Source organism: Nitrobacter vulgaris, assembly GCF_002028545.1.
In the GTDB taxonomy this organism is placed as follows: Bacteria; Pseudomonadota; Alphaproteobacteria; order Rhizobiales; family Xanthobacteraceae; genus Nitrobacter; species Nitrobacter vulgaris.
Window position 1 is genome coordinate 137,973 of the sequence record NZ_MWPQ01000040.1, and the last position, 25,870, is coordinate 163,842.

19 protein-coding genes and 1 tRNA gene are annotated in these 25,870 nt (G+C 59.8%); 13 read left to right on the plus strand and 7 right to left on the minus strand.

Features of this window, described 5'->3' with window-relative positions:
• Positions 1-18: 18 nt before the first annotated feature.
• Both B2M20_RS09885 and B2M20_RS09890 read left to right on the plus strand, forming a co-directional pair.
• Positions 19-95 (plus strand) — tRNA-Arg (locus B2M20_RS09885).
• Positions 96-257: 162 nt separating this feature from the next.
• Positions 258-608 (plus strand): GrlR family regulatory protein, encoded by a 351-nt coding sequence (locus tag B2M20_RS09890; protein ID WP_079446868.1) that lies wholly within the window; start codon positions 258-260, stop codon positions 606-608.
• A gap of 73 nt (positions 609-681) precedes the next feature.
• Here B2M20_RS09890 and B2M20_RS09895 read toward each other — a convergent pair whose 3' ends face one another.
• The 3 genes from B2M20_RS09895 to B2M20_RS09905 form a co-directional block, all read right to left on the minus strand.
• Complete coding sequence (locus B2M20_RS09895; protein WP_079446869.1) at positions 682-3,363, minus strand: PAS domain S-box protein; 2,682 nt, start codon at positions 3,361-3,363, stop codon at positions 682-684.
• Between the two features lie 132 nt (positions 3,364-3,495).
• Positions 3,496-6,990 carry an indolepyruvate ferredoxin oxidoreductase family protein gene (locus B2M20_RS09900; RefSeq protein WP_079446870.1) on the minus strand — a complete coding sequence of 1,165 codons (3,495 nt, stop codon included), beginning with the start codon at positions 6,988-6,990 and terminating at the stop codon, positions 3,496-3,498.
• A gap of 320 nt (positions 6,991-7,310) precedes the next feature.
• A complete protein-coding gene (locus B2M20_RS09905) occupies positions 7,311-8,126 on the minus strand; it encodes an isocitrate lyase/PEP mutase family protein (RefSeq protein WP_420799282.1) in 816 nt (271 codons plus the stop codon).
• A 231-nt stretch (positions 8,127-8,357) separates the two neighbouring features.
• Here B2M20_RS09905 and B2M20_RS09910 point away from each other — a divergent pair, with 231 nt between their 5' ends.
• On the plus strand, positions 8,358-8,633 hold the full coding sequence (locus B2M20_RS09910; protein ID WP_079446872.1) for a GCG_CRPN prefix-to-repeats domain-containing protein: 276 nt from the start codon (positions 8,358-8,360) through the stop codon (positions 8,631-8,633).
• Between the two features lie 272 nt (positions 8,634-8,905).
• On the opposite strand, the gene B2M20_RS09915 is transcribed toward B2M20_RS09910, so the two are convergent.
• Positions 8,906-11,026, minus strand: a complete 2,121-nt coding sequence (locus tag B2M20_RS09915; RefSeq protein WP_079446873.1) for a sodium-translocating pyrophosphatase — start codon at positions 11,024-11,026, stop codon at positions 8,906-8,908.
• A gap of 339 nt (positions 11,027-11,365) precedes the next feature.
• Positions 11,366-12,553 carry a pyridoxal phosphate-dependent aminotransferase gene (locus B2M20_RS09925; protein ID WP_079446875.1) on the minus strand — a complete coding sequence of 396 codons (1,188 nt, stop codon included), beginning with the start codon at positions 12,551-12,553 and terminating at the stop codon, positions 11,366-11,368.
• A 133-nt stretch (positions 12,554-12,686) separates the two neighbouring features.
• Between B2M20_RS09925 and B2M20_RS09930 the strand changes: the two genes are divergently transcribed.
• The 10 genes from B2M20_RS09930 (at position 12,687) to aat (ending at position 22,537) form a co-directional block, all read left to right on the plus strand.
• Complete coding sequence (locus B2M20_RS09930) at positions 12,687-14,090, plus strand: M48 family metalloprotease (protein WP_087881157.1); 1,404 nt, start codon at positions 12,687-12,689, stop codon at positions 14,088-14,090.
• 38 nt (positions 14,091-14,128) lie between these two features.
• A complete protein-coding gene (locus B2M20_RS09935) occupies positions 14,129-14,893 on the plus strand; it encodes a DsbA family protein (RefSeq protein WP_079446877.1) in 765 nt (254 codons plus the stop codon).
• Positions 14,894-15,068: 175 nt separating this feature from the next.
• The gene (locus B2M20_RS09940) at positions 15,069-15,806 is read left to right on the plus strand and encodes a DUF1236 domain-containing protein (protein ID WP_079446878.1); all 738 of its coding nucleotides are present in this window, start codon (positions 15,069-15,071) and stop codon (positions 15,804-15,806) included.
• A gap of 259 nt (positions 15,807-16,065) precedes the next feature.
• Positions 16,066-16,527: a type II 3-dehydroquinate dehydratase gene (gene aroQ, locus B2M20_RS09945; protein ID WP_079446879.1), complete on the plus strand. Its 462-nt coding sequence runs from the start codon at positions 16,066-16,068 to the stop codon at positions 16,525-16,527.
• A gap of 45 nt (positions 16,528-16,572) precedes the next feature.
• Positions 16,573-17,058: an acetyl-CoA carboxylase biotin carboxyl carrier protein gene (accB, locus tag B2M20_RS09950; protein ID WP_079446880.1), complete on the plus strand. Its 486-nt coding sequence runs from the start codon at positions 16,573-16,575 to the stop codon at positions 17,056-17,058.
• Positions 17,059-17,083: 25 nt separating this feature from the next.
• On the plus strand, positions 17,084-18,439 hold the full coding sequence (accC, locus tag B2M20_RS09955) for an acetyl-CoA carboxylase biotin carboxylase subunit (RefSeq protein ID WP_079446881.1): 1,356 nt from the start codon (positions 17,084-17,086) through the stop codon (positions 18,437-18,439).
• Between the two features lie 133 nt (positions 18,440-18,572).
• Complete coding sequence (locus tag B2M20_RS09960; protein ID WP_087881151.1) at positions 18,573-20,105, plus strand: sensor histidine kinase; 1,533 nt, start codon at positions 18,573-18,575, stop codon at positions 20,103-20,105.
• Positions 20,102-20,542: a response regulator gene (locus B2M20_RS09965; protein WP_079446883.1), complete on the plus strand. Its 441-nt coding sequence runs from the start codon at positions 20,102-20,104 to the stop codon at positions 20,540-20,542. The genes B2M20_RS09960 and B2M20_RS09965 overlap by 4 nt, the downstream gene beginning before the upstream one ends.
• Positions 20,539-21,627, plus strand: a complete 1,089-nt coding sequence (locus B2M20_RS09970; protein WP_079446884.1) for a sensor histidine kinase — start codon at positions 20,539-20,541, stop codon at positions 21,625-21,627. The genes B2M20_RS09965 and B2M20_RS09970 overlap by 4 nt, the downstream gene beginning before the upstream one ends.
• A 235-nt stretch (positions 21,628-21,862) precedes the next feature.
• Positions 21,863-22,537 carry a leucyl/phenylalanyl-tRNA--protein transferase gene (gene aat, locus B2M20_RS09975; protein ID WP_079446885.1) on the plus strand — a complete coding sequence of 225 codons (675 nt, stop codon included), beginning with the start codon at positions 21,863-21,865 and terminating at the stop codon, positions 22,535-22,537.
• Positions 22,538-22,603: 66 nt separating this feature from the next.
• Here aat and B2M20_RS09980 read toward each other — a convergent pair whose 3' ends face one another.
• A complete protein-coding gene (locus B2M20_RS09980) occupies positions 22,604-24,361 on the minus strand; it encodes a methyl-accepting chemotaxis protein (RefSeq protein WP_079446886.1) in 1,758 nt (585 codons plus the stop codon).
• Positions 24,362-24,554: 193 nt separating this feature from the next.
• The gene (locus B2M20_RS09985) at positions 24,555-25,493 is read right to left on the minus strand and encodes a DUF2155 domain-containing protein (RefSeq protein ID WP_079447032.1); all 939 of its coding nucleotides are present in this window, start codon (positions 25,491-25,493) and stop codon (positions 24,555-24,557) included.
• Positions 25,494-25,870: the final 377 nt, after the last annotated feature.

The window sequence follows — 25,870 nt, forward strand, 5'->3', positions numbered from 1 at the left end:
GTTCCTATAAGGAGGCCTGCGCTCGTAGCTCAGCTGGATAGAGCATCGGATTTCGATTCCGAGGGTCGGGAGTTCGAATCTCTCCGAGCGCGCCAAGTCTCGCGGAAACCGGCGGGCTCCAGTTCTCGGATTTTGCTCTGGCAGGTTCCCTTTAAAAGGCGCGCGCCTTGGCTTGGGGTGTCGCATTGACGCGCTTGCGCCCTTTTTGACATAATGAGATCGGGACAAGACAAAATTGCGGCTGCGAGCGGATCACCATGAAAAATGGGCTGTATTCGATTCACATCGCCTTGCTTGATGGGCGTGTGGGCAAGGGCAGCGGCGTGTTGATGTTTCGCGATGGAAAAATTCTGGGCGGTGATGCTTATCTGTTCTATACGGGCAGCTATTTCACAAAAGAGGATGGCACTTTCAGGGGCGAAGTTCTGATTCAACGCCATACGCCAAGTCGCGACGCGAACCTGCTGTTCGGCAATTCGGAATCGGTTGGAATCGGCGTTACCGGAACATTCACTGATACGACCGGCACGATGAACGGCACAGCGCTGGTCGGAAAGGCGAGTCAGATTTTCGAGGCCACGCTGCGAAAGTTGGCGGAAGCAGATTGACCGATAGAGTCTTTCACCGTTTCACGGAAACCCCGGGGAACTCCTGATTATAGCCATTTGCTGTGCAGTCGAGTTATTCCGCGGCGAGTTCCATCGGCGCGACCTGCGGTAAAACGATGTGGATGCGCGTGCCTTGTCCGGAACCGGAATCAAGTTCGAGACGCCCTCCCAAACGGCTCGTTACGATATTGTAGACAATGTGCAGACCCAGACCCGTTCCTCCTTGATCGCGCCGCGTCGTGAAGAACGGATCGAATGCCTTGCGCTGCACATCGGGGCTCATGCCGCAACCATTGTCGGAAAATAGGATCTGGACATTGTCCCCGCCTACTCGCCGCACGACAATATCGACCGCGCCGCCCTTACCGTCCGGAAAAGCGTGTGCCACCGAATTAAGGAAAAGGTTAGTCAGCACCTGGCCGTAAGGCCCAGGGTAACTGTTCATGGTGAGATTGGGCTCGCAATCGACCGTCAGCGTCACATTGTGCTTGCGCAGGCCGGGACGCAGACTCATCACAACCTGCTCGGTGAGTTCGCCGAGATCGAAAGCTCGCTTGTCTGAATAATTGCGGTCGGCGGCAACCTGCTTGAATGACTGCACCAGCTCGGCAGCGCGATTGAGATTGGCGACAAGCTGAGACGCGGCATCGCGATTCGCCGCGATGAAATCGTTGAGGCTTGAGCGCCGCAACTGCCCACGCTCCACCTCCTCGGTGAACAAGGTAATTTTCCGTTCCAGCGAAGAGGCCACCGTCAAGCTGATGCCGACAGGATTGTTGACCTCGTGAGCGACGCCCGCCACCAGGCGACCGAGCGCCGCGAGTTTTTCCGCCTCGATCAGCGAGTTCTGTGTTTCGCGGAGATTGCGTAGCGCCGCCTCGGCCGCGTCCTTGGCGCGCCGCATTTCCTGTTCGCTCCGCTTGCGGTCGCCGATATCGAGCGCGACCGTGACGATATTTTCGACGTGACCGTCGGCGTCGCGGATAGGCAGCTTATTGACAAGCCATTGCCGCATCTCACCCGATGCATCCTTATACTCTTCTTCGTAAAAGCCGAGTTCCTTACCGCTCTCAAGAACCCTCCTGTCAGTCTCATCCGTCTTTGCCGCATCGTAACGCGACATAACCTCGTGCGTCGTTCGTCCGATCGCATCGGCGGGTTCTATTCCGAAGATGCCTGCCATGTAGCGATTCATCAGAACGTAACGCAACTCCGCATTCTTGACGTTAATCACCGCGGGCACGGTATCGATCACCAGTTGCAGCAGCCGCCGCCCTTCTGCGATCGCCTCCTCGGCTCTCCGCTGATCAGTGATATCGCGAACCACGCCTTCATAACGGATCATGCGACCGCTTTCATCGCGTATGGCAGTCGCGCTATCGGAGAGCCAGAGGATACCGCCATCGAACTGACGCACCTGATATTCGAACCCGCGAACGGTCCCATCGCGCTCCATTCGGAGTTGGTATTTGACGGGCACCTCGGGATCGACGTGAACCGTCTGCGCGCTGTTACCAATGCCACGGATGAGATTGTCGGGGGTGTCATACCCCATCATTCGCGCCAACGCCGGGTTGGCATCAAGCAGTTGACCGGCCGGCGTCATGACATAGATTCCGTCGACCGAACCTTCGAATAGCTTACGATAGCTTTCCTCGGCGAGGCGTTGCTCGGCAAGCGCTCGAACAGCGGCTTCTCGCGCAGAGTCCGCTTCAGCGAGCGTTCGGCGAAACACCTCGGCGGCCCGTGCGATATCCCCGATCTCGTTTTCTACACCGGTTGATGGGATCGACGTTTGTTTCTGGCCGCCAGCCAGCTTCCGGATCGCCCTTGCGATCGCCTTCAGTGGACGGACCGTCCGGCGGACCACGAACGCCGCCGCAAGCAAGCCAATCACTATTCCCACGCCGCCGAGAACGATGCTCTGCCATTTGGTTTCAGCAAGCGTCCGCGCAAAATCGCGCGATAATACCCGCTCGCGCTCTGCGCTGAGTTCGCGCAGTAGTTCCGTTACTCGCCCGATCAGCCGTCCTTCCGCACCCAGCACGTCCCTATCGAGATCTGCGATCTTTTGCTCCCGCAAGGATATCGCAATCACGGCATCGGCGTAGGCCTCAACAGCGGCACGCACCTTGGGCTCCCCGACACGAATAGCGCGCATCTTTTCAGCCGCCCGTTCCGCGGTCATGGGGTCATGCCCAAGCAATGCGGCGGCGACATCGCTTTGCGCTCGAAACAGTGTTCTTGATGCAGACTGATCGGCGGATTGCTCGATTATGAGTTCGAGTTTTTCGCGAAGCGGCGACAGCGTTTCGATCAGCTTTGCGCGGTCTGCAATCAGGTTGGCCGCCCGCTCTATACCCTTGCGGTAGGTCTCCAGCCGTGGTTTGACGCCATCGATCATCTCCTGCTGCTTCGGAGCTAGCTTGATGCGTGTCTTCTTGAGCAGCTCGTTCAATGACGATGTGGCGTCCCACACCCGGCTGGACTGAGTCTTTGGATCGGTGACGTAATCACGCGCCGCCAGCCGCAATTCGTTCAGGCGGCGGTCGAGTTCCTCGGCCAGGTCGCCTACGCTGTCCAACCGCTGCAGTTCGGCGAAGGTATTGTCGAGATGCCGCGTCGCGACGACATTGGCCACGCTGGTTGTCACTATGATCGCCAACACCAAAAAGAATCCGCCGAAGGTAATCTGGCCGATCGACAGGGACGACGATTGTATCCGCCGAAAAAGTGCTCTGAACCCAGATGGCATGGTGTTTTAGACCGGCTCCCGATGGTCCTATATAGGCCGGATCGCCGCTTCAGGGAACATGAGGATCGATCTGGCGGCAACGTCGCTCTGTGACAGGGTTACCCCATTGGCCAGGAGCGCTGTTTTAGCCGCCTATTCCGCCGCCATCTGCCGTGGCACCGGAGGAGGATTCGCGAGGTCGCGCAGCAACTTCGCATGCCGGGCCTTGGTGTCGGCCACCGCCTTCTCTTTGACCGGGCCGTAACCCCGGATACGATCAGGCAGCGACAGCAGTTCGATCGCGGTTTCGACGTTGGCCGGCGAAAGTCTGTCGAGGACAGCGGCCACATCGTTTTCGTATTCCGCAATCAGGTTTCGCTCCAACCTGCGCTCGGCGCTGTATCCGAAGATGTCGAGGGCGGTGCCACGCAAGCCCTTCATTTTCGCCAGCAAACGCAAAACCGGCATCATCCGTGACCCGTTATAGGATCTCTTGGCAGGCCGCCCGAGCGCATCCTTCTTACTGTCGAACACCGGCGGCGCGAGATGGAAGCTGATCTTGTAGTCTCCTTCGAACTGATCGCCGAGCTGCTTCTCGAACCGACCATCAGTGTAGAGTCGCGCCACCTCGTACTCGTCCTTGTAGGCGAGCAATTTGGCGTAATTGATCGCAACCGCACGCGGCAAGGCATCGCCGTAACCGCCGTCTCTCGCTGCCTGCCGGACCCGGCTCACCATCGCCCGATATTTGTCCGCAAGCCTCGCATTCTGATATCCGGCAAGGTACGCCGAGCGATGTACAACGATCTCGTCCAGCGACATGTCTTCCAGCACCTTCGGCGGAGCCGTCTCATCGATCCCCTTCATCATCGCGACAAGGCGCGCAGGGTCCACCACTGCAAGCCGTCCAAGCCGGAAGGCCTCCACATTCATTTTCACGGCAACACCGTTCACCTCGATCGCCTGCTCGATTGCCGTCGCGGTCAGCGGCAGCCAACCCTTCTGATAGGCGTAACCCATCATCATCATATTGGTGGCGATGGAGTCTCCAAGCAGGATTTCAGCCGGCCTGGTAAAGTCGAAGAAGGTCGAATCCTTGCGTAAGGCGGTTTCAAGGACGCAGCCAACCTTGGCGCTCTGGAAATTGAAATCGCGATCAAGAATGAAAGCGGCGGTCGGAATAAGGTGAGTGTTGATAAGACCGTAAGTGCGGCTCGATTCGCAGAGTGTGATCGTTTCCTTGGCTGCCGCGACCACTTCATCAGCGGCGATGACGAGATCTGCCGTGCCGGTGACGATGCGCGAGCAAGTCACCTCCGCGGGGTTTTGTGACAGCCGGACGTGGCTCAAAACCGCGCCGCCCTTCTGGGCGAGACCGGACATGTCGAGGATCATGCTGGCCTTGCCTTCGATATGGGCCGCCATACCAAGCAGCGCACCGATCGTCAGCACGCCGGTGCCGCCTACCCCTCCGACCCCGATGTTGTAGGGCCGATCGAGCGAAGGGCGCGTAACCGGTTCGGGCAAGTCGCCGATCTCGCCGAGGTCCGCCGGCGCACGCTTTCGCAATCGCCCACCGTCGATCGTGACGAACGAAGGGCAGAACCCCTTGAGGCAGGAATAATCCTTGTTGCAGGACGACTGATTGATGGTGCGCTTGCGCCCCATCTCGGTCTCCAGCGGCTCCACCGAAATGCAGTTCGATTGCACCGAACAATCGCCGCAACCTTCGCAAACTGCGGGATTGATCAGCACACGGCGTTGCGGATCTTCCATGGTGCCGCGCTTGCGACGCCGCCGCTTCTCGGCGGCGCAAGTCTGCACGAACACGATAGCCGAAGCTCCCTTGATCTCGCGACAGGTTCTCATGACCGCATCGAGGTCATCGCGATGCGCGGTCCGGGTACCCGGTGCGATGTCGGCAGCCCGATAGCTGTTCGGGTTCTCCGACACCAGATAGATGTCGCGGATGCCTTCGGCGTGAAGCTGAAAGGTTATCCGCTGCGGCGACAAATCGCCGTCGATATGCTGGCCGCCGGTCATGGCTACGGCGTCATTGTAGAGGATCTTGTAGGTGATGTTCGCCCCGGAAGCGACCGCCTGCCGGATCGCCAGACTCCCGGAATGGAAATAGGTGCCGTCGCCAAGATTGGCGAAGATGTGCTTCTCGTTGGTGAAAGGCGCTGTACCGACCCAGGGCGCACCCTCGCCGCCCATATGGGTATACGTTTCAGTGTTGCGATCCATCCATATCGCCATGAAGTGACAGCCGATGCCGGCTGTGGCCCGGCTGCCTTCGGGCACCTTGGTCGAGGTGTTGTGAGGACACCCCGAGCAGAAATACGGTACACGCGTGACCGGGGTCGCCGGCTGCATTTGCGACGCCTGACGACCGTTGAACCAGTCAGCCTTGGTTCGAAGCATCTCGGCGATTTCGGGATTAAGGTTCAAGTGCAGTAAACGCTCAGTCAGGAATGTCGCCAGGGAAGCGACGCCCAATTCCTGCGCGAACGGCAGGAAACGCTTGTCGTGATCGTCCATCTTGCCGATGATGCGTGGCCGCACGTCGTCGCGCCAGTTGAACAGCTCCTGCTTGACCTGGTTCTCGACGATCTCACGGCGCTCCTCGACGATGAATATCTCCTCGAGGCCGACGGCGAATTCGCGCACGCCCTGCGGTTCCAGCGGCCATGGCATTCCGATCTTGTAAAGCCGCAGACCAATTTTCGCGGCGACCTGTTCGGTAATGCCCAGCTCGCGCAACGCCTGGCGGATATCCTCGTAGCTTTTTCCAGACGCCATGATCCCGAACCGCGCGTTCGGTGAATCCATGGTAATGCGATTGATCTTATTCGCGCGCGCAAACGCGACCGCGGCAAAACCTTTGTGATCCTGTAGACGCCGGTCCTGATCATAACGGTCGTCAGGCCAACGCAGGTTCAGTCCACCTGGCGGCATCTCGAAAGCGGGCGGAATGACGAACGGCTTCATCTCGTCGGTCAGATCGATTTCGGCCGTCGTCTCCACCGTCTCGGTGATGACCTTCATCCCGACCCAGCAGCCCGAATAGCGCGACATCGCGATGCCGAGCAGCCCCATCTCGATCATTTCGTGGAGACTGGACGGATAGAGATACGGCATCAGCGCAGCGATGAACGCATGATCAGACTGATGCGGCAAGGTCGAGGACTTAGCGCCATGATCATCGCCCGCCAGGCACAGCACGCCGCCGTGTCTCGCCGAACCCGCAGCATTGCCATGACGGAATACGTCGCCGCAGCGGTCGACGCCAGGCCCCTTGCCGTACCAAATCCCGACGACGCCGTCATAGCGCGCACCCGGGGACAGATTGACCTGTTGCGAACCCCAGATCGCTGTCGCCGCGAGGTCCTCGTTCACACCAGGCTGGAATTTGATCTCGTGTCGTTCGAGATGACTGCGAGCGGCAAGGAGTTGCTGATCGTAACCGCCGAGGGGCGAACCGCGATAACCGGAAATGAAGCCTGCGGTGTTGAGGCCAGCGGCGCGGTCGCGGCGGATTTGCGCCATCGGTAATCTGACCAGCGCCTGAAGGCCGGTCATGAAGACGTGGCCTGAATCCTGGGTGTATTTCTGATCGAGGCTGATCGAACCCTGATTGATACCCATTGCGCCCTCTTCGTCCTTGGCCGCCTTCCTAAAGCTAGTGATGCAAATCCTTTAGAACCAGTGTTGTTATCTCATGAATCAAGCACTTGAGAAAAATCAGGTCGCTGGAACGAGCATAAAAACGAGCATAAAAAGGGGTCGTAATTTCGTTACGAGAAATTCCCGGACAATTTCGGCTTGTGTCGTTGCAGAGCTGTCTGGCGCAAGGACGTTATTGTAGCCACGAGCCGACTGAAACCGTCCCCCGATCGTCAAGCCTCTAAGTCCACGGTTTGGGATGACGAGGCACGTGCGACAAAATATGCTCCGAGCAAAAGGGACTATGCAGAGAACATCCGGTTCAGCTCGCCGGCCGGATAGCCCGAGCCGAGTCCGTCAAATGTGCCGCTGTCAGCAATATCCGTTGCCGCGCGCAGAAACCCTGCCCACGCCACACGCGCCAATGCCCCGCCGACGCTGATACGCCGCACGCCGAGATCGGCCGCTTCGGTAACGTTGAGACCCGGCCAGCCTATCAGCAGATTGAGCGGTTTGGGGTGAACGGCCTTTACCGTGGCCGCAATGTCGGCTTTCAACTTCAAACCTGGTGCATAAAGGCAATCGGCCCCCGCCTCCGCATAGGCCTGCAACCGCCCGATCGTCAGTTTGAGATCGGGCATTCCCCACAGGAAAGCCTCACAACGGCCGACCAGCAGGACGTTGCTGCGATCGGTATCGATGGCCTTGCGTGCGGCGCGGATGCGCTCGATCGCCAGATTGACGTCGTAAAGCGGTTTTGCCTTGTCGCCCGTGGCATCCTCGATCGATAAGCCGGCGATGCCCGTCTTCACCGCGCGCGACACGTGGGCTGCAACTCCTTCCGGTTCATCGGCAAAGCCATTTTCGAAATCGGCGTTGATTGGCAGATCGACCGCCGCGCACAAGGCGCTCAGATGGCCACAAAGATTGTCCAGCATAACGTGGTTGTCGGCTTTGCCGATCGACCATGCAAACCCGGCGCTGGTCGACGCGAGTGCCTTGAAGCCCAATCCCTGCAACGCCTTGGCGCTGCCGATATCCCAGGGATTGGGTAACACGAAGCAGCCGCTATCATGCAGTTTGTGGAATGCGACTCGTTTTTCTTCTGTCGACAGCATCAAACTCTCCTACCCATGTCGTTCATGACCGACCGGTGTAAGCGACTATGAACCTGTAGATACTCACTTCTTGATGCTTGGGTTGTGATTAACGTATGAATAAATAAACTGCCCAACCGGCATACTCGGGCGAATCAGGTTTCGCCAGATTCTGGACAGAGTCATGGCCGACGTTCCCAGTGCGAGTCACTAGAGCTGCCGCGCTGTCGCGGCCGAACCAGAGGACGATTAATGAAATCAATTTTTGCAGCAGCCTTCCTAGTTGCCACTGTCGCAACCTTCGGTATCGCCGATGCCATGCCGTTGGCTCCGCCAGCGACAGGCGTGAACGCTGACGTCATTCAGGTCGCCGGCGGCTGCGGTCGTGGCTTCCATCGCGGCCCCAACGGTGGCTGCCGCATGAACCGTGGTGGTTCCGTGGTTGTGGTCCGCCCGGCAGTTCGCCCCATGCACCGCCGATGCCGTTATTGGGGTGCGGGTCACCGCGTCTGCCGCACCTGGTGGTGAGACACACACCAATCCCGCATTCGGCGGGATCGAGTTTTGTATTTGACGCAAAAAGGGCGGGACCGATCCCGCCCTTTATCTTTTTAGCGACTCCGCCCCGGACCGGATTTCAGTCGGAGGTCGCTGGCATTTGCGATCCGACGTTCTGCCGTTTTCTCGCGTGCTGTGACCAGCTTAAGAGCGACGTCCGTCCTCATCGATCCTCACCTCGTACACAATAAAAAAACCCGCAGCATGCGCCGCGGGTTTTTTATTGTTCGCATCGTGATGTCTCAGTGCGCCAGAACCGCCAGAAGCAGTAATGCCACGATGTTGGTGATCTTGATCATCGGATTGACCGCAGGTCCGGCCGTATCCTTGTAGGGATCGCCGACGGTATCGCCGGTCACCGCCGCCTTGTGCGCGTCGGAGCCCTTGCCGCCATGATGGCCATCCTCAATGTACTTCTTGGCGTTATCCCAAGCGCCGCCGCCCGAGGTCATCGAGATTGCGACGAACAAGCCTGTCACGATCACGCCAAGCAGCATCGCACCGACCGCCGAGAAGGCTGCCGACTTGCCGGCTGCACCACCGCCTGCGAGCGCGTAGATCAGGAAGTAGACAACGATCGGCGACAACACTGGCAACAGCGACGGAATGATCATTTCCTTGATCGCCGCTTTTGTCAGCAGGTCCACCGCCTTGCCGTAGTCGGGTTTGTCGGTGCCCCGCATAATGCCGGGCTTCTCGCGGAACTGGCGACGGACTTCCTCGACGATCGCGCCCGCTGCACGTCCCACCGCGGTCATCCCCATCGCGCCGAACAGGTACGGCAGCAGGCCGCCGAACAGCAAGCCGACCACGACATAGGGATTGTTCAGGGAGAAGTCCGGGTTAACACCCTGGAAATAGGCGTGATTCGCGGCATCACCAATGAAGAACTTGAGATCCTGATTGTAGGCCGCGAACAGCACGAGAGCGCCGAGCCCAGCGGAGCCGATCGCGTACCCTTTGGTGACTGCCTTCGTGGTGTTACCGACAGCATCAAGTGCGTCGGTCGACTTGCGCACTTCTTTCGGTAGGCCCGCCATTTCGGCGATGCCGCCGGCATTGTCGGTTACCGGACCGAACGCGTCCAACGCGACGACCATGCCGGCCAGCGCCAGCATGGTGGTGGTGGCAATCGCGATACCGAACAGACCGGCGAGGCTATAGGTCACCAGTATGCCCGCAATAATGACGATCGCAGGCATCGCGGTCGATTCCATCGAGATTGCGAGCCCCTGGATAACGTTGGTGCCGTGCCCGGTTACTGACGCCTGCGCAATTGACTTCACCGGGCGATAATCAGTGCCGGTGTAGTATTCGGTGATCCAGATGATCAGTCCGGTGACGACAAGGCCGGCCACGCCGCACGCGAACAGTTCGAGGCCGGTATAGCTGACGCCCGCCAGAGGACCGAATCCGATCAGCCAATAGATGACGCCGCCAACGCCTAGCAGGGACAGAATGCCGGTGGCGATCAAGCCCTTGTAGAGCGCGCCCATGATCGACTCACTGGCGCCGAGCTTGACGAAGAATGTCCCGATGATCGAGGTGATGATGCAGATGCCGCCGATAGCGAGCGGTAGCGTCATCATGTTCACCAGCAACGGCGAGGTTGCGAAAAAGATCGCGGCAAGCACCATGGTGGCGACGGCGGTCACCGCGTAGGTTTCGAACAAGTCGGCGGCCATGCCTGCGCAGTCACCGACGTTGTCGCCCACATTATCGGCGATCGTCGCCGGATTGCGCGGATCATCTTCCGGAATGCCGGCTTCGACCTTGCCCACGAGATCGCCGCCGACGTCAGCACCCTTGGTGAAGATGCCGCCGCCGAGACGGGCGAAGATCGAGATCAGCGAGGCGCCAAATCCGAGTGCGACCATCGCGTCGACAACCGTGCGGCTGTTCGCGGCGTAACCCGCGCCGTGCGTAAGATAGGCGAAATAGATGGTCACGCCGAGCAGCGCCAGACCGGCGACCAGCATCCCCGTGATCGCGCCGGCCTTGAAGGCAAGCTCCAGTCCGCCGGCCAGCGACTTGGTCGCCGCCTGCGCGGTGCGCACGTTGGCGCGGACCGAAACGTTCATGCCGATGAAGCCGGCCGCGCCCGACAGGATCGCACCGATCGCGAAACCGACAGCCACCAGCACCCCGAGGAAGTAGGCGAGCAGCGCGAAGATCACGACGCCAACCATTCCGATCGTCGTGTACTGCCGGCGCAGATAGGCTTGGGCGCCCTCGCGCACGGCCGCGGCGATTTCCTGCATCCGCGGATTTCCCGCATCCGCCTTCAATACGGACGAGGTCGCCCAGATGGCATAAATGATCGAAAGCGCTCCGCAGAGCACAATCACTACTAATGCTGTCATTGAATTTGCCTCAGAATTCCGGAAGTTGCCCCGACAATGCCGCGAGCCCGCGAACGGACGTATTAAGGAGGTCCGCTTTGTCGCAAGGCGACATCAAATCGGGCGCGACCATGCCAAAATCGAACCCCCTGCGCAACGTCGGCTTGCTGCTAAACGATCGAATTCCGTAAGGAATTGCAATAAAATGCCGGGACTTACGGAAGGATTTCAAACGTTGCCTGGCGTGGTCGCCGGATAAGCGGATTGGATCAACGACCGAGCCATGATGCAGGCGAACGCAAATGATACCGGAGTCAGCCAGCATCACGGATTGCCACAGGATGTGGGGCTTCGGGCAGCCTAAGTGAGCCATCGCCTGATGCGCGCGACAGCGTCGTGCATCTCGGCGGCCGAACGGGCGTAGGAAAATCGTAAGAACGAGCGGCCGCGGACTGGATCGAAATCGACGCCGGGTGTCACGGCAACGTGTGCCTCCTCCAGCATCTTGCGTGCGAAATCATGGCTGTCTGTCGTGAATTTCGAGACGTCAGCATAGAGGTAGAACGCGCCATCCGCAGGCAGGAATTCGCATAAGCCGGCCTGCGGCAGACCCGCAATCAGGATTTGGCGATTCTCCTCATAGCCGCGCTTCACGATCTCCATTTCCTCGCGGCCTGCGAAGGCCGCCTCAGCCGCGATCTGCGACAGCATCGGCACCGAAATGGATAGATTCTGTTGCAGCCGTTCGATCGGCCGCACCAGTTGTTCCGGTACGACCATCCAGCCGACGCGCCAGCCGGTCATGCAGAAATATTTCGAAAATGAGTTGATGACCAGCGCACGCGGTGACAGTTCAGCCGCGGTTACGGCGGGAAACGCATAATCAAGACCGTGATAGATCTCATCGGAAATAAAGCGGATGCCTTCGCTTTCGGCAGCCGTCATCAGATGCGTCAGCGCCTCGCGCGACATCATCGTTCCCGTCGGATTTGCCGGACTTCCGACCAGCACTCCCTTCAGCGGTGTCTTGCGGTGTACCGACAACAGCGCCTCTCCGCTCAGTGCGTGACGGTTTTCACTTGATGTCTCGATCAGCACCGGCTCGCAGCCAAGCGCAGTCAGGATGTGCCGGTACGGCGGATAGCCCGGCACCGTCACCGCAATGCGGTCGCCCGGCTCGAACATCGAAAGAAATGCAAGAATGAAGCCGCCCGATGATCCCGTCGTCACGACGATCCGCTCAGGACTGACCGTGCAACCGTAAGACTCGTGGTAGTGTCGCGCGATCCGTTGCCGCAGCGAGGGGATACCGAGTGCAGACGTGTAATCTATCCGGCCGTGCTCCAGCGCGGCACGAGCCGCGTTCAGCGCGGTTCGAGGCGCCGGCGCCGACGGCTGCCCGACCTCCATGTGAATGACGTGTCCGCCTCCGGCCTCGATCCGCGCCGCCGCCGCCATGACGTCCATGACCATGAAGGGTGGAACCTGGCTGCGGCTAGATGCCGTCAGCACGCCGGCGGCCCGCTCTCTCGATGTCGCATCGACCATGGAAATCTGTTAATGCGCTTTCGCCTGCGGCGATCACCGAAGGCCGCGTTACCGCCGTATTCGGCGGGTTGTTAGGACATACAACGTATTCGAACCAGCGCCAATGATTCCGAAGGCAATGACTAAAGAAGAGATGACCCGGCGGCCCCTCACCTCCGCACGACGTCGTGTCTCGAAGCTGATTACGCTGGTCACCGCCTGCGCGCTCGCGAGCACCTCTATTCCGGTCCATGCGCAGCAATCCAGCGGACTGCCGATGTTGCGGGACAGCGAGACGGAGCAACTGCTGCGCGACTATACGCGGCCGATCCTGAACGCGGCGGGGTTACAGAAGCACAACATTCAGATGGTCATCATCAACGACAAGTCATTCAATGCCTTCGTCGCCGACGGCCGCCGCATCTTCGTGAACTATGGCGCGATCATGCAATCGATCACGCCGAACCAGCTGATCGGCGTGCTCGCGCACGAGACCGGACATCTCGCCGGTGGCCATCTGTCCAAGTTTCGCGAGCAGCTTGCTCGGACCCAGACTCAACTCATCATCGCAATGCTTCTCGGCGCCGGCGCTCTCGCCGCCGGGGCCGGCCGCGGAAGCAACAGCGCCGGCAGCAATATCGGCGCGGCCGCAATCAGCGCACCTCAGGAGATCGCGCGCCGAAGCCTGTTGGGCTACCAGCGCCAGCAGGAGGAAAACGCCGACCGCGCTGGCGTGAAATTCCTCAACGCCACCGGGCAATCCGCCCGGGGGATGTACGAAACCTTCAAGCGATTCACCGACGAAAGCCTGTTTGCTGCGCACGGCGCTGATCCGTACGTGCAGTCGCATCCGATGCCGGCCGACCGCGTCGCCGCGCTAGCGGAACTCGTTAAGACAAGTCCCAATTGGGACAAGAAGGACGATCCGGCGCTGCAGATGCGCCACGACATGGTACGAGCCAAGATATCGGCGTTCATGGAACGTGATGATACGGTATACCGGCGCTATCCGCGGTCCGACACCAGCCTGCCCGCCCGCTATGCACATGCTATCAGCACGTATCTGCATGGCGATCTTCGCTCGGCCATCGAGCAAATCGATGCGCTTATCAAGCAGCAACCCCAAAATCCCTATTTCCACGAGGTGCGTGGGCAGGCCCTGCTCGAGGGAGGCCGTCCCGCGGAGGCCATTGCGCCGCTGCGGCTAGCCGTAAAGCTCTCGCAAAACGCTCCGCTCATCGAAATGTTGCTGGGTCAGGCGCTCGTGGCCTCCAATAACAAGGCGAATGCCGACGAAGCCATTGCAATTTTGCGGGCAGCGCTGGCACGAGAGCCGGAGGCCCCGCTCGGTTATATGCAGCTTGCAATAGCTTACGGCCGCAAGGGCGACTATGCACAAGCCGATTTGGCATCGGCTCAGGCCGCGTTTCTGCGCGGCGACAACAAGACAGCGCGAGAACTCGCATCACGCGCAAAAACCCGTTTCGCAATCGGCACTCCCGGATGGGTCAAGGCGGATGACATCGTCTCAGCCAAGCTCCCGGACAAGAAAGATTAGACGGCTCCGCCACGCTGCCCCTTTCAAAGGATTTGACAATGTCCTCTCTCCGTTTTCTCGCTCCCGCCCTTCTTGCGCTCACGTTCGGTGCAGCGCCCGCCGCGTCAGCTCAGAGCTTCTCCGACAGCCAGCGCGGCGAGATTGAACAGATCGTCAAACGCTATCTGCTCGCCCATCCCGAAGTTCTGGAAGAGGTTTCGACCGAACTCGGCAAGCGCCAAGCGGCTACCGAAGCGTTAAAGCATGAGTCCGCGGTCACGGAGAACGCGGACGCCATTTTCAACTCGCAGCGCGGCGTGACGCTCGGCAACAAAAACGGCGACGTCACCTTCGTCGAGTTCTTCGATTACAACTGTGGCTACTGCAAGCGCGCGATGATCGACATGCTTGAACTTCTGAAGTCGGATCAGAAGCTCAAGGTCGTGCTCAAGGAGTTTCCCGTGCTTGGTCAGAGTTCGGTTGAGGCTGCGCAGGTTGCCGTGGCGGCGCGAATGCAGGATCCCACCGGAAAAAAATATCTCGATTTCCATCAGAAGCTTTTGGGTGGCCGCGGTCAGGCCGACAAGTCGCGAGCACTAGCCGCCGCCAAGGAAGCCGGATTCGACATCGCCAAGATCGAGAAGGATATGACAAGCCCCGAGGTGCGCGCCACGCTCGAGGAGAACTTCAAGCTTGCCGAGTCCATGGGCATGAATGGCACACCAAGCTACGTCATCGGCAAGCAAGTCGTCGTGGGCGCCGTGGGTCTCGAAAACCTCAAGGAGAAAATAAACACGGCGCGTTGTGGCAAGGCCTCCTGCTGATTGCTTGCTCCTGCTTCAAAGCAGTGCTCTCCGTAGAACGGGGCTTTGTCGTTCGCGCGCCATCGCCCGTTCATCGGGCATTCATAAAACAATCCCCGGAAACCCACGTTTGCGTCGGAACATCGCTCCTCATCGCGCCGTTGTTGAAGGCATCCCACGCACTGAGGAGACAGCGATGACCAAACACTTTCTCGTATCAACCGCCGCTGCGGCGTTGATTGCTGGAACCGGATTTGCTTACGCGCAAGGTATGAGCCAAGGCGCCGGCGGCGGATCAGCCGCTTCGCAAAGTGCACCGTCGACGTCCGGCGCGACCGATCGGCCATCTCCGAGTTCCGACATGCAGGCGAAGCCGACGGACTCTTACGAAAAGTCCTCTCATGAAAACCGAGGCGCTCGGAGCGACATGGATCACGACAGGTCGAACTCCATGCGGTCGCAGAGCAGTGATCCCGGCAAATCTGAGAAGAACATGCGGAGCGAGGACCGCAATAGAAAGGACGAGAACCGAAACCAGCGGGCTGAGGACCGAGACGGAAAGTCCAAGGATCGCGATCGGAATTCCGCAGAGCGAACCGGAAGGGATTCGGACTCTTCCAAGAGCGCTGGCGACAGCAACAGGAAGTCAACCACGACCACAGGTCAGGCGAGTTCCGGCGCCAAGCTTTCGACCGAACAACGCAGCAAGATTACAACGGTCATCAGGAACGAAAGGGTTCAGCCAGTCACCAATGTCAATTTCTCGATTGCGGTTGGAACCCGGGTGCCGCGAACGGTGAATTTCTACCCTCTGCCAACGGCAATCGTTGACATTTATCCGGCCTGGAGCGGCTATCAGTTCTTCTTGGTCCGCAACGAGATTGTTGTCGTGGACCCGCGCACCCTGGAGATCGTAGCGGTTCTGGATGCCTGATCTAAGTTCCTATTGGCGGCGCGGGTCCTCCATCCTGGACCCGTGCCGCGGGGGACCGCTCAACTGGGCGACGCCCACTCCGTACCAGGTTCACGTTGGTTAACGAATAATTTCCGTATGTTCTAAAAGATTCCTCGCGAATAGCGTGAGGTATATTGAAGCCGAATCCGAGAGTGTTCAGGCTTCCCCTTGGCTCCCTTGTTACATATAACGACCCGAACCCCGGCGCGCAGCGGCGGAGACCGTTTCGGGAATTCAGATGGCCAAAACGATTTACGTGCTCAACGGCCCGAACCTTAATATGCTAGGGACGAGAGAGCCGGACACCTATGGCCGCGCCACCCTTGCTGACGTCGAAAAGCTTTGCACCGAAACGGCCACCGATTTTGGACTGGCTGCGGATTGCCGCCAGTCAAATCGTGAGGGCGAACTGATCGATTTCATCCATGAGGCTCATGCAAAACAGGCGGCCGGTATCGTCATCAACGCCGGCGGCTACTCGCACACCTCTATTGCACTTCATGACGCGCTCGTTGCCGTCAAAATTCCGACCGTCGAAGTTCATATCAGCAACATCCATGCGCGCGAGGACTTCCGACATCATTCCTTCACGGCAAAAGCCGCGTTCGCAAGCCTGTCCGGCTTCGGGATTGATGGCTACCGACTAGCGATCAATGGCCTTGCCGCCAAAATCGGCGCGGTGAGCTCGTCGAAAAAGTAACCCTGACATATCAGTCATTTTCCCAGAAAGTTTCGGATCGAGATCATGTCCCGCCAGCCCGGAGAACCTACAAAAATCAAAACCGGCAACGAACCGCGCGAGGAGAGCGATGTGATCCGCGAGCTCGCTGCGCTGCTCGACGAGACCAGGCTCACGGAAATTGAAATCGAGCGCGACGGACTTCGCGTACGTGTCGCACGCAATGTCACCGTCGGGGCGGCAGTACCGGCCGCCTATCAGGCTGCGCCCGCCCCTGCCGCCGCGCCGGCTGCGAGCGTCGCCGACATCAGCAAGCATCCGGGCATGGTTCCTTCGCCAATGGTCGGAACGGTCTATTGGGCATCGGAACCCGGCGCCAAGCCCTTCATCGAGGTCGGCTCCAAGGTCGCCGCAGGTCAGACGCTGCTGATTATCGAAGCCATGAAGACCATGAACCAGATTCCGTCGCCGCGGTCGGGCACCGTCACGCAGATTCTGGTCGAGGATGGCCAGCCCGTCGAGTTCGGCGAGCCGCTGGTCATCATTGAATGACGCCGTTCGAACCGCGGACGCAGTAATGTTCGACAAAATCCTGATAGCCAATCGCGGCGAGATCGCCCTGCGCATCCTGCGCGCCTGCAAGGAGCTCGGTATCGCGACCGTGGCGGTACATTCCACCGCCGACGCCGACGCCATGCATGTCCGGCTCGCGGACGAAAGCGTTTGTATCGGACCGCCGCCAACGAAGGACAGCTACCTCAACATCCCGGCGCTGCTGGCAGCCTGCGAGATCACTGGCGCCGATGCGGTACATCCCGGGTACGGTTTTTTGTCTGAGAACGCCCGTTTCGCCGAAATTCTCGCCGACCATCGCCTGCATTTCATTGGTCCCAAGGCCGAGCACATTCGCCTCATGGGCGACAAGATCGAAGCCAAGAAGACCGCGAAGCGGCTCGGCATTCCGGTGGTCCCGGGCTCCGATGGCGGCATCGGTCCCGACGACGACGCCATGGCGATTGCCAAGGCGATCGGCTTTCCCGTACTGGTGAAGGCGGCCGCCGGCGGCGGCGGGCGCGGCATGAAGATCGTCAAGACAGCCGACGACCTGATGATAGCGATCTCGGCCGCGGGGAACGAGGCGCGAGCGGCGTTCGGCGATGCTTCCGTCTATCTGGAGAAATATCTGCAGAAGCCGCGTCACATCGAAATTCAGGTGCTTGGCGATGGCCGCGGCGGTGCCATTCATCTGGGAGAACGCGACTGCTCGCTGCAACGGCGCCACCAGAAGGTCTGGGAAGAAGGCCCCTCGCCTGCGCTGACGGCGGCAGCCCGAAACAAGATCGGCGAAACCGTTGCCCGTGCCATGAGCGAGATAAGGTACCGCGGCGCCGGCACTGTCGAATTCCTGTACGAGGACGGCAGGTTTTACTTCATCGAGATGAACACTCGCATTCAGGTCGAGCACCCTGTCACCGAGATGATCACCGACATCGATCTGGTGCTGGAGCAGATCCGTATCGCCGCCGGCGGCGACCTTCCCGCCACCCAGAAGGAAATCGTCGTGAGCGGCCACGCGATCGAGTGCCGCATCAACGCAGAGAATCCCGTCACCTTCCGTCCCTCCCCCGGCAAAATCACGCAATTTCATCCGCCGGGCGGACTCGGCGTCCGGATCGATTCCGCCGTTTATCAGGGGTATGTGATCCCGCCCTATTACGACTCGCTGGTAGGCAAGCTGATCGTTCACGGCAAGACGCGCGCCGAATGCTTGATGCGGTTGCGCAGAGCACTCGACGAGATGGTTGTGGATGGTGTGGAGACCACCTTGCCCCTGTTCCGGGCGCTGGTTCGCGAGGCGAGCATTATCGACGGCGACTACCACATCCATTGGCTGGAGCAGTACCTCTCCAGCGGCGGTCTGACAGGAGCCTGAACCCACTCCGCCCGGACTGAAATTATGTAGGGCAGAAGTGCGGAACCGACTGCGGATTGAGACGTTTAGCAAATAGCTGGTAACCGCGCGGGGGCGATTCAGACTGTCTCGATCCGAACATGATGCGATCACGGTGACGTCCACCAGATCGTCACGCACTGCGCTTGGCCAGCTGATCCTGCTGACGGCAGGTCTGGTGGTTCTGACGCTGATCAGTGCGATGTCCGTCTATTTTGTCAACAAGGCACGCCACGACGCACGCTGGGTTCTGCACAGCATGGAAATCGAGAATGAAATCTCGCTGGCCCTGTTGCAGATGCGGCGCGCCGAAAGCGCGCAGCGCGGCTTCCTGCTGACGCAGAGGCCGGAATTCCGCAGCGCCTTCGAGGAAGCGGGCAGCCAGATTTCGCCGAGTATCGAGCGGCTCAAGACGCTGACGATCGATAATCCCTATCAGCAGCAGCGGCTCCAGCAGATGATCCCGCAGACCTATCAACGGATCGAACAGTTGCGGCGGGGCATCGACCTGACGCTGGCGAACCGGCAGAACGAAGCTGCCGAGATCGCGCGCCAGGAGGCCGGCCGTGACACCATGGGGCATATCCGTAACCTCGCCAGCGAGATGAGGGCTGAGGAAAGTCGCCTGTTCTCGGCGCGGGTGACATCGGCCGATGCAAGCCAGTCGCTCTCGGCATCGATCACCAGCATCGGTTCGGGACTGGTCGTGGTGTTCGCAGGGCTGTCGATCTTCCTGGTGCGACGCTCAAGCCGCGCGCGCGACGTCGCCGAAGCCCAGTTGCGCGATAACAATCTCAATCTCGAGTCCATCGTCAAGGAACGCACCAGCGACCTCCGCGAGGCCAATGAGGAAATCCAGCGTTTCGCCTATATCGTCAGCCACGACCTGCGCTCGCCGCTGGTCAACATTATGGGTTTCACCAGCGAGCTCGAGGAACTGCGCGGCGACCTCTTCAAACGGATCGCGGACCTGAGCCGGCCCGGCGGCCTCCCGCCTCCGGCGACGGAAGATTCAGCGGCCGCCACCGAACCGGTTCTCGACGAACCGGACAAGCAATTGTCGCAGGATTTCACCGAGGCGCTCGGGTTCATCAAGTCGTCGATCGCCAAGATGGACCGGCTGATCAGCGCGATCCTCAGCCTCACCCGCGAGGGCCGTCGCGAATTTCATCCCTCTGCGATCACCATGCGCGACCTGATCGAGAGCATTGCATCCACCGTGGCGCATCAGGCCGCCGAGGCCAACGCTCAGATCCGGGTCGAACCATTGCCGGATATTGTCAGCGACCGCATCGCGATCGAACAGATTTTCTCCAATTTGATCGACAATGCCTTGAAATACCTCAAATCTAATGTTCCCGGTGATATTGCTATCCGAGGTCGGCGTAAGCTCGGTTTCGCGATTTTTGAGATCACAGACAACGGCCGCGGCATCGATCCGAAGGATCACCAGCGTATTTTCGATCTGTTCCGCCGGGCGGGACCGCAGGACCGGCCGGGCCAGGGTATCGGTCTCGCACACGTCCGTGCATTGGTGCGAAGGCTCGGAGGAACCATATCGGTCTCGTCAGAGCTGAATACCGGCAGCACATTTACCGTTACGCTTCCTGTCGCATGGATCGGCACCAACCGGGACAAACAATCATGACCACGCCAGTCACCATCATCATGATCGAAGACGATGAAGGGCACGCCCGGCTGATTGAGCGCAATATTCGGCGTTCCGGTGTCAATAATGAGATCAAGCCGTTCAGCAACGGTACGGAAGCCGTCAACTACTTGTTTGGGGCGGATGGCAACGGTATGCCTCATAAGGGAGAGGCGCTGCTCATCCTGCTCGACCTTAATCTGCCTGACATGACCGGAATCGATATCCTGCGGCGCGTGAAGGAAAACAAAGTTCTAAAGTGCGCACCAGTAATCGTGCTGACGACAACAGACGATTCTCAGGAAATCAAGCGTTGCTACGAACTCGGATGCAGCGTCTACATTACGAAGCCGGTGAACTACGACAGTTTCGCCAACGCGATCCGGCAGCTCGGTCTGTTTTTCTCCATCATCCAGGTACCTCAGGCCGCTCCATGAAAGTCAAGCCTACCCTGTTGTACGTGGATGACGACAAGGCGCTGGCTCGCCTGGTGGAGCGCGGCCTGACGCGCCATGGATTTTGCGTGGAGCATGCACCCGACGGTGAATCCGGGCTCGCACGCATCGCGCATGGCGGCATCGATGTGATAGCGCTCGATCAATACATGCCTGGCCTGGACGGGTTGGAAACACTAAGACGAATTCTGGCAATTCCCGACGCGCCCCCCGTGGTGTTCGTCACCGCCTCGCAAGACTCAAAAATCGCAGTGACCGCGCTCAAAGCGGGTGCTGCCGACTATCTTGTCAAAGATACGCTCGGCGAATTCGTTCCGCTGTTGCACCTCGCGGCTGAAGTGGCGATCCGGCAAGCGCTCGTTCGAAAAGCGCGCGACGAGGCTGAAGCCGAGGTCCGCGCCTCGCGCGACCGCTATGCGGCGCTAGCCGCCGAGCGCGAGATGCTGCTGCGCGAGGTCAATCATCGCATCGGCAACAGCCTCCAGATCATCGCGTCGCTGCTTCACCTGCAAGCCAGCTCAAGCCCCGAGGAAGACATCAAGGCCGCCCTTACGAATGCAATGGGACGGGTGGCAGCAGTGGCGCAGGTGCATCGTCGGCTTTATACCTCACACGACCTGAAGAGCGTCCTGCTCAACCAGTATCTTGAAGCTCTGCTCGAGGACCTCCGACGTTCCACCGAAGGCAACCAGCTGTCACGTCTCGACCTGAAGGCCCAACCGATCGAGATCGATCCCGACCGTGCCGTGGCCATCGGAATCATCGTCAACGAACTGGTGATGAATTCAGTCAAATACGCTTATCCCGATGGCCCCGGCCCCATCCACGTCGAACTCGCGACCAATGGGGATGATGTCGTGCTGTCAATCGCCGACGATGGCGTTGGCCTCAATGCCAAGACCGATCCGCGCTCGACCGGGATGGGCCAGCGGATCGTCTCCGCAATGGCGCAGAAGCTCGACGCTCAAGCCGAACGCGATCCGGCCCATGCAGGCACGCGTATCGTGTTGCGGTTCCGCCGGGGAATTCCACCAGTCACAGAACCCTTATCTGCGACCGCGGCCTGAGCACGGCAGCACCAAACCGCAAACGCGCCTGCACCTGGCGTCTGATTCAAAACGGCGCTCAATTCGTTTCCACAGAATTAGAAGCGAACTGCAGGCAAGGCAAATAGCGCGATCAAAAACACTGTGCAGTATCCGCTTGTTCGAGCGGGATCTGTTGGCAAACAGTCTGAACTTTTGGACGCGCTTTAGCAGATTATCGACGCGGTAGACTTAGAGCTCTGCTATAAGACTCTGGATGTCCCGCGAGACCGCCTCGTCCGAGATCACGCCCGAATTGCTGCTGCGCGCTTATGCCTGCGGCATTTTTCCGATGGCGGAAAGTGTCGACGATCCGACGCTCTTCTGGGTCGAGCCGAAGATGCGCGGCGTCATTCCGCTTGAGAGCTTCCGAGTCCCGTCGCGGCTCGCGCGCACCGTCCGATCAGACAGTTTCACCGTGACCGTCGATACAGCCTTCGACGCGGTGATCGATGGCTGCGCCGCGCCACAACCTGGACGCGACAATACCTGGATCAACCGTCGTATTCGCGAACTCTATGTAGGTCTGCACGAACTCGGCCATTGTCACAGTGTCGAGGTCTGGCAAAATGACCAACTCGCGGGCGGCCTCTATGGCGTCAGGCTCGGCCGCGCGTTTTTTGGGGAGAGCATGTTCCATGTCGTGCGGGACGCGTCGAAGGTTGCGCTCGTGCATCTGGTCGCCCGATTGATCGCGGGAGGCTTCGTCTTGCTCGACACCCAATTTGTGACCGACCATCTGCGCGGATTCGGTGCAATTGAAATCCCGCGCCGGCGTTACCGGGCCTTATTGGATGTTGCGCTGGAAGGCGACGCCGATTTCGGGACGCTGCCGCTTGACCAGCCGGTACCAGGCGCCGAAGCGCTCCGGATCATCGCCAGCCGCGGGTGACATCTTCGGCACTTGCCATCGACCGCACTGAAACGCCTTTGGCGCGCCCAGCGCGTGCCAGTGTCTTTACGCAGCTCGAACTGAATTCAGGAATTTCCCGACTTCGAGCTTAAGCCGGTTTCCGTCACTGGACAGTGACTGCGCCGCCGATAACACCTGTGACGAGGCTGTGCCTGTTTCCGTCGCACCGCGCCGTACGTCAGTAATGTTGGAAGATACCTGCTGGGTCCCTTGCGAGGCCTGCTGCACGTTCCGCGAGATTTCTTGCGTCGCAGCCCCTTGTTCTTCCACCGCTGCCGCGATGATCGAGGCAATCTCCGAGAGCTTCTCGATCGTGCCGCCGATCTCCCTGATGGCATCGACCGAATGCTGCGTCGCGGCCTGGATGCCTGAAATTTGCTGGCCGATCTCGCCGGTGGCTTTCGCGGTCTGCTCGGCGAGCGCCTTCACCTCGGAAGCAACCACCGCAAAGCCCCGGCCAGCCTCGCCCGCCCGAGCCGCCTCGATAGTGGCGTTGAGGGCAAGCAGGTTTGTCTGACCTGCAATTGTGTTGATCAGCTCAACGACCTCTCCTATGTGGCCCGCGGCACGAGACAGCTCACCGACGCGATCATTGGTTTTACGGGCTTGGTCGACTGCTTCATTCGCAATGCGCGCTGATTCCTGCACCTGACGGCCGATCTCGGTGACGGACGATGCCAACTCTTCGGTTGCGGCGGCAACTGAATGAACGTTGGTCGATGCTTCCTCGGAAGCAGCCGCAACCGTCGTTGTCAGGTGCTGGGCCCGTTCGGCTGTGGAAGTCAGCGTACTGGCCGAGGCTTCCAGTTCGGTCGAGGCGGACGCGACTGTTTCCACGATCTCGCCTATGGCAGCTTCGAACGAATCGGCCAGCTTGATCATGTCGGCCTTCCGCTGCTGGGTGGCAATCTCGTCTTGATTCCTCTTCGCTTCGGCTTCCTCGCGAGCCTTCTGCTCGGACACGACCTTGAACCTCTCGACGGCGGCAGCGACGGCGCCAACTTCGTCCTTGCGGCCAAGTCCTGGCAGCACGACCGAGAAATTGCCTTCGGCCAGTTCCAGCATGGATTTGGTCAGCGCCGAGATCGGTTTGGCAATAGTGACGATCGACAAGACGCAGGCGCCGATTAGCAGCAGTGCAACCGCGGCACCGAGCATCATCGAGATCCGTTCAGCCGACGCTCCTTCGCGTGCCGCCGCTGCTTTTTCCTCTTCAACGCGCCCCGTGGCGAACTCGACGACCTTCTCCGAGACTTCGGCCAACTCCTTCGCTGTCGGTAGGGCGACTTCCTTCGTCAGTCGGACAGCCTCATTCTCAAGCTTGGCAAGCCCTGCGCCGACATCCGCCTTCATGTCGGCACCCTGTTTTGCTTCGATCTCCAGCAATTCGCCGCGTGCTGCGCCAATCGGCTTGGCCGCATTGTTCAGATACTGGTCGGCAAGCTGATTCATCTTCTCAAGTCTCGCACGGTTTTCGGCCGACTTCGAAAGCTTAAGGGCTTCACTGATGAATCCCCGTGCAGCCTTGTAATGATTAACGACATCTTCTTGTGCAGCCAGCAGCTGCGCCCGCGTGCTTGCGAGACGAATATCACGGACTCCGATTATCATGCCGCGAGTCGATGATTTCGCTTCGATGCCTTTCTTTGCGAGCAGATTCTGATTTCCTGCTTTCTCGTTAGCTTGGCGCACCGCATCGCTACCGCTCATCTGAGCATAGATCAGTGCGACAACCATAACGACGCTGAGTAACGATGTGATCGCGAGCTTTGTGCCGATTCGCAGATTCTCGATGAAACGCATCGTAAGTAGCTCCAGAAAATTAGGCTGCGGCACTCGTATGGGCTGATTAGCAATGTTTCGAATCGCCGACGATAACGGGCCGATCGGAGCAATAGGCCCTCAGATGCGAATAAATTGTTAGCAACGGACGGATCACGAGAGAGCCACCCAAAATTGCCTCCCGGCCGGCCAACCGTAGTTGAGGCTTTCAGGACTATCGCCCGAATGGCGGGAACGAAGGATTGCCCTGCGGTTGCCGTTGTGGCGGAGGCGATGGCGCCGGTTGGGATGGCGGTGCCGGCTGACGCGACTGGCGCGCGGATGGCCGTGGGCGCTTGGTCGAAGGCGGCGCGGGCTTCGGCTCATCCGGCTGCGCGGCGATAACAGTCGTCTCCGGATCCTTGCAGTCGGTTAACCAGACGTCATAGATCGGATGCTCAACGCCATGCAGGCCTGGGCTTGACGCGAACATCCAGCCGGAGAAAATCCGCTTCACCTCGCCCTGAAGCGTGATCTCATCGACCTCGACAAAGGCGTCAGTATTAGCGGCCTCGGTCGCGGGCCGCGTGTAGCAAGCGTTGGTCTTCACCCGCAGCGCGCCGAACTGCACTGTTTCTCCGACATCCTCATCAAAATGGATGATGCGGCCGGTGATCTTGTCAAGGCCGGAAAATGCCGCCTTCTTGTTCACAACCTTCTCGGCCGGGGCCTCGGTGACGACCTCGTCGCCGGGTTGCAGCGTGGCCGGCGTTGGCGGCGCCGGTCGCGTGGAACTCTGTTCGGGAGCCTTAGGAGGTGAAGGCGGCGCGACGGCTACGCCACCTGGAGCATTGCCACTTGGGGCATTCTGCGGAACCACGGTGGTGCCGGGCGGCGGCGGCAGCGGCTGGGACTGAACCGGGCCGGGCGGTGGAGCACCTTGCCCCGGCGCAGGATGCATGGGCGCCGGCAGCACCCGTCCTTGTTGCGGCAAGTCGGGCACTTCTTCCTCGTCGTCCTCAGGCGCGACCTGACCCTGTGGAATCGCGCCGGGCGGACGCGGCGGGGAGTCTGAAAAAATATTACCAATTTGGGCGCGCGCAGAAGGCGCGGCAACGACGAGGGCAGCGCTCGCAAAAGCTGCACAACCGGCTATAACAATAGTTCGAAACATCATGCGCGGCTTTGTGAGGCTCGAATCAGGGCCGGACCATTGTACAGGGATTAAAGGCTCCGAGCCGCTCGCCGCATCCGGTTAACACGTCGATTGCGGCGGGGAAAGGGCGGCCTGCTCCGCGTCCACTGACGGCTGCTGCAGTGCGCTTTCCCCATCGAGTAACTGGTCGCGCGGAACGCAGATGCAGACGACACCGAGGGTCGAACCGCGGTCCCCTTTAGTGCCGGATCGGCACCACCCGCAAGGCGAGTAGCACGCCCCACTCCGCAGGTTCTGAGGATGCAGGTGCTCAGCGTGGATTTACAGCAACAGACGCGATCAATCGCTCGTATAGGGTTTTTGAGAGGATCGGGGGTTGGCGCATTCCGATTATT